Below are 4,790 nucleotides of genomic sequence, written 5' to 3' on the forward strand. Positions count from 1 at the left end.
GAATGCGATCACGCACGGAGTCCGGGGAGAAACCGCCGAACACCACCGAATGCACCGCGCCGATGCGGGTGCAGGCGAGCATCGCGTACGCGGCTTCGGGGATCATCGGCATGTAGATGCACACGCGGTCGCCCTTTTTGACGCCACGGCTTTTCAGCACATTGGCCAGTCGGCAGACGTGGTGATGGAGTTTTTTGTAGGTGATTTGCGCGGATTCGGCGGGGTCGTCGCCTTCCCAGATGATTGCGATCTGATCGCCGCGTTTTTCCAGGTGGCGGTCTATGCAGTTGTAACTGACATTCAGCTTGCCGCCGGCGAACCAGCTGGCTTCGCCCGTCTTCAGGTTATAGCGCTGGACGGTGTCCCAAGGCTTGCTCCAGTCGAGAAACCTGGTGGCCTGTTCGGCCCAGAAGGTGCTGGGATGCTCGATGGACTGGCGATACAGACGCTGATAGTCGTCTTGACTCAAATTCGCAGCCCGGCGGACGGCATCGGCTTTGGGGAACGTGCTGATATCGAACATGACGGTTCCTTATTCTTGTTTTTCGACAAGAGGGAAGCTACGCGACCCTCGTAGGAGCCGGCTTGCTGGCGAAAGCGGTGTATCAGTCAATACAAATGTCGACTGACAAACCGCTTTCGCCAGCAAGCCGGCTCCTACAAGGTTAGTACCCCGTAGGAACGGCGTCAGATCATCCGCGGTGACGGCTGCGGAAGAAGTTGATCAAACCCTGGGTAGACGCATCATCCGCCGGGGACTCTTCGCTGCCGACCAGACGGTTGTAAACACCTTTGCCCAGGTCTTTGCCGAGTTCCACGCCCCACTGATCGAAGGCGTTGATACCCCAGACCACGCTTTGCACGAAGACTTTATGTTCGTACATGGCCACCAGCGCACCCAGGCGGCGCGGGCTGATGCGCTCGACCACCAACGTGTTGCTCGGGCGGTTGCCGGGGATGACCTTGTGCGGTGCAATCTTGTGCACCTCTTCCTCGCTCAAGCCCTTGTCGCGCAGTTCTGCTTCAGCTTCTGCCAGCGTCTTGCCCAACATCAATGCCTGACTTTGCGACAGGCAGTTGGCGTACAGCCACTGGTGGTGATCGGACACCGGGTTGAAACTGACGATCGGCACGATAAAGTCGGCGGGAATCACTTGAGTGCCTTGGTGCAGCAGCTGGTGATACGCGTGCTGACCGTTGCAGCCGACGCCACCCCAAATGACCGGGCCCGTGTCTGTGGACACTGGCGTGCCGTCCTGACGCACGCTTTTGCCATTGGACTCCATGTCCAGTTGCTGCAAGTGTTTGGTGATGTTACGCAGGTAGTGGTCATACGGCAGGATCGCGTGACTCTGCGCACCCCAGAAGTTGCCGTACCAGACACCGAGCAACGCCAGCAGTACCGGCATGTTCTGTTCAAAAGGCGCGCTCTGGAAATGCTGGTCCATGGTGTAGGCACCGGACAGCAGTTCCTTGAAGTTGGACATGCCGATGGCCAGAGCAATCGGCAAACCGATCGCCGACCACAGCGAGTAACGCCCGCCGACCCAGTCCCACATCGGGAAAATGTTTTCTTCACGAATCCCGAAGGCTACGGCTGCCGCGTTGTTGCTGGACACGGCGATGAAGTGACGATACAGCTCGGCTTCCGAACCGCCCTGAGCCAGGTACCAGACGCGAGCGGCCTGGGCGTTCTTCAGGGTTTCGAGGGTGTTGAAGGACTTCGACGAGACGATGAACAGCGTGGTCTCGGCGCGCAGCTTCATGGTCAGCTCGTGGAACTCACTGCCATCGATGTTCGCCAGGTAATGGCAGCGCACGCCTTTCTGGGCGTAGGACAACAGCGCTTCGGAGACCAGCTCCGGGCCGAGGAAAGAACCACCGATGCCGATGTTCACCACGTCGGTGATCGGCTTCTCGGTGTAACCGCGCCACAGACCGTCGTGAATGCGGCCTACGAGGTCGGTGATCTGATTCAGTACCTTGTGTACTTCGGGCATCACGTTGACGCCGTTGACCGACAGTTTGTCGCCCACCGGGCGGCGCAGTGCGGTGTGCAGGGCCGGACGACCTTCGGAAGAATTGACGATTTCGCCGTCGAACAGCGCTTTGATCGCGCCCTGCAGATCAACTTCGTTGGCCAGACCCACCAGCAAATTGCGAGTCTCGGCGTTGATCAGGTTTTTCGAATAATCAAGAAACAGGCCGCAACTGCTAAGGGTGAACTGGGTAAAGCGCTGCGGATCGGCATTAAAGGCTTCGCGCATGCTGAAATCCTGCATGGCTTGGCGGTGATCTTTCAACGCCTGCCAGGCGGGCAGGGCGGTCACATCGTGAGGAGTGCGGTAATACGCCATCGCTGCGGGTTTCCTTATTACTTGAACGGCTTTTGAACACTAAAAATCCCGGTGCGCTGCAGTGAGCGTCCGGTCAACTGCGTCGACACGAATTCATGGCACAGGGCGAATACAGTAAACCTCGCGCTGCGATCTGTCTTGACTTTGTCAGACCCGACGGCAGTACTTTTTTATACATTAACTCGGGAACGGTCCGACAAACGGGGAGAGATTTTGAACGGCGGGTATTTTGCCGGGAAGCCTGAGGCAGCAACAGGCGCGACCTACGTGATTCTGTGGGAGCAAGGCTTGCCCGCGAAGGCTCGTGTCAGTCGACGCCAATGCCGAATATGACTACCTCTTCGCGAGCAAGCTTTGCTCCCACAAATGGGTCAGTTGTCTCAGGCCGGTGCGTCGAGATTCAGGTGCAGGTTATCGATCAATCGCGTGGTGCCGAGAAACGCCGCCACCAGAATCACCAGATCACGATCTTCCGCCGTGGCCGGGCGGAGGCTCAGCGCATGACGAATCTCCAGGTAGTCAGGACGCAAGCCTGCTGCCTCCAGCTTCTGCAGCTGCCCACTCACCAATGCCGGAAAGTCCCGGTCACCTTGCTTGATCGCCTCGGCAATCGCATTCAACGCGCGATACACCACCGGCGCAGTCGCCCGCTGTTCCTCGCTGAGGAAGCCATTGCGAGAGGATAATGCCAAGCCATCCGCCGCACGCACCGTCGGCTCGCCAATGATTTGCACCGGCATGTTCAGGTCATGCACCAGTGCGCGGATCACCGCCAGTTGCTGAAAGTCTTTCTGGCCGAAAATGGCCAGGTCCGGCTGAACCATGTTGAACAACTTGCTGACCACGGTAGCCACCCCTTCGAAATGCCCGGGACGGCTCGCACCGCACAGACCTTCGGAGAGTTGCGGCACGCTGACCCGAGTCTGCCCGGCCATGCCGTCGGGGTACATTTCTTCGACCGTCGGCGCGAACAGCAGGTGGCATCCGCCCTGCAGCAGTTTTTCCTGGTCCGCCGTCAGGGTGCGCGGATATTTGTCGAGGTCTTCGCCGGCGCCGAATTGCAGCGGATTGACGAAAATACTCGCGACCACGAAATCAGCCCGTTGGCTGGCCTTGGCGATCAGCGCGATGTGCCCGCTGTGCAGGTTGCCCATGGTCGGGACGAAGGCGATACGTTTGCCTTCGCCACGGGCGCGGGCCACGGCGGCTCGCAATTCGCGAACGGTTTTGACGGTGTTCATGCGGAGAATCCGTGTTCGGTACCCGGGAAAGTAACGGCTTTGACTTCGCTAACGTAGGCGCCCAATGCCGCCTGAATGTTCTGCTGCCCGGCCATGAAGTTCTTGACGAATTTCGGCACCCGGCCAGTGATCGACAAGCCGAGCATGTCGTGCAAAACCAGCACCTGGCCATCGGTGGCGCTGCCTGCGCCGATGCCGATCACCGGGATCTTCACCGCTTGCGTGATCTCTTCGGCGAGCTCGCTCGGTACGCACTCAAGCAACAGCATTGCCGCACCGGCCTGTTCGAGGGAAATCGCGTCGGCACGCATCTGCCGTGCCTGGTTTTCGTTGCGACCCTGGACTTTGTAACCGCCCAGAATGTTCACCGACTGCGGCGTCAAACCCATGTGCGCACACACCGGGATGCCGCGCTCAGCGAGCAAGCGGATCGAATCCGCCAGCCACAACGCACCTTCAACCTTGACCATGTGCGCACCGGCCTGCATCAGCAGGGCGCTGTTGGTCATCGCTTGTTCGGTGGTGGCGTAGGCCATGAATGGCAGATCGGCGAGGATGAACGCGTCGGTGTTACCGCGTTTGACCGACGCAACGTGGTAGGCCATTTCGGCAGTGGTCACTGGCAGTGTGCTGTCGTGACCCTGCAACACCATGCCGAGAGAGTCGCCCACCAGCAACACCTCGACGCCCGCCTCGTTACAGGCATGGGCGAAGGTTGCGTCATAGCAGGTCAGCATGGTGATTTTTTCACCTTTTTGCTTGAGACCTTGCAGCGTGGTCAGGGTGATGGCTGGCATGAAAAGTTCCTCGTTCAGGCGCTGTTGACACTACTGCGAGTAACGCGCGTGATTCTTCGTGAAATACAGGCGCACGGTCTGATGTCGTGCTTTTAAGGCCTGAATTGCGCCCTTGAATGCCGTGTTGGCGGCAGCGGGACGCCTATAGTCGTGAGGAGAACTCGGGAAGTCAATTGCGTGTGTTACCGGGTTGTTACGTGGGGGGTGTTACCGGAGTAACTGATGCGATTCAGCAAACGCAGATCGTATGCTCGGCACGATTCACTGTGGGAGCGAGCCTGCTCGCGATTGCGGTGTGTCATCAGCAGCTTTATTGAATGACACACCGCAATCGCGAGCAGGCTCGCTCCCACAGGGATTTTTTTTCAATTCGGCGGGAGCCGTTCCACGCCGAC

At 58.9% G+C, this 4,790-nt stretch carries 4 protein-coding genes; all 4 read right to left on the minus strand.

What is annotated here, in order from left to right; translation table 11 throughout:
• Positions 1 to 523: AMP-binding protein (locus tag DU29_RS01000000130285; protein ID WP_033050751.1), on the minus strand; the 523-nt coding region annotated here is incomplete at its 3' end.
• 169 nt (positions 524 to 692) lie between these two features.
• Positions 693 to 2,357, minus strand: coding sequence for a glucose-6-phosphate isomerase (pgi, locus tag DU29_RS0121140; RefSeq protein ID WP_028623482.1), 1,665 nt, complete (start codon positions 2,355 to 2,357; stop codon positions 693 to 695).
• A 380-nt stretch (positions 2,358 to 2,737) separates the two neighbouring features.
• Positions 2,738 to 3,598, minus strand: a complete 861-nt coding sequence (panC, locus tag DU29_RS0121145; protein ID WP_028623483.1) for a pantoate--beta-alanine ligase — start codon at positions 3,596 to 3,598, stop codon at positions 2,738 to 2,740.
• On the minus strand, positions 3,595 to 4,395 hold the full coding sequence (gene panB, locus DU29_RS0121150; protein WP_028623484.1) for a 3-methyl-2-oxobutanoate hydroxymethyltransferase: 801 nt from the start codon (positions 4,393 to 4,395) through the stop codon (positions 3,595 to 3,597). Before panB ends, panC begins: the two co-directional genes overlap by 4 nt.
• Positions 4,396 to 4,790: the final 395 nt, after the last annotated feature.

It is taken from the genome of Pseudomonas sp. Ant30-3 (assembly GCF_000690905.1).
Taxonomy (GTDB): Bacteria; Pseudomonadota; Gammaproteobacteria; order Pseudomonadales; family Pseudomonadaceae; genus Aquipseudomonas.

Bases quoted from the DNA above. Each gene is read 5' to 3' on its own strand.
- pgi (WP_028623482.1), bottom strand. From the start codon at position 2,357: ATGGCGTATTACCGCACTCCTCACGATGTGACCGCCCTGCCCGCCTGG.
- panC (WP_028623483.1), bottom strand. From the start codon at position 3,598: ATGAACACCGTCAAAACCGTTCGCGAATTGCGAGCCGCCGTGGCCCGC.
- panB (WP_028623484.1), bottom strand. From the start codon at position 4,395: ATGCCAGCCATCACCCTGACCACGCTGCAAGGTCTCAAGCAAAAAGGT.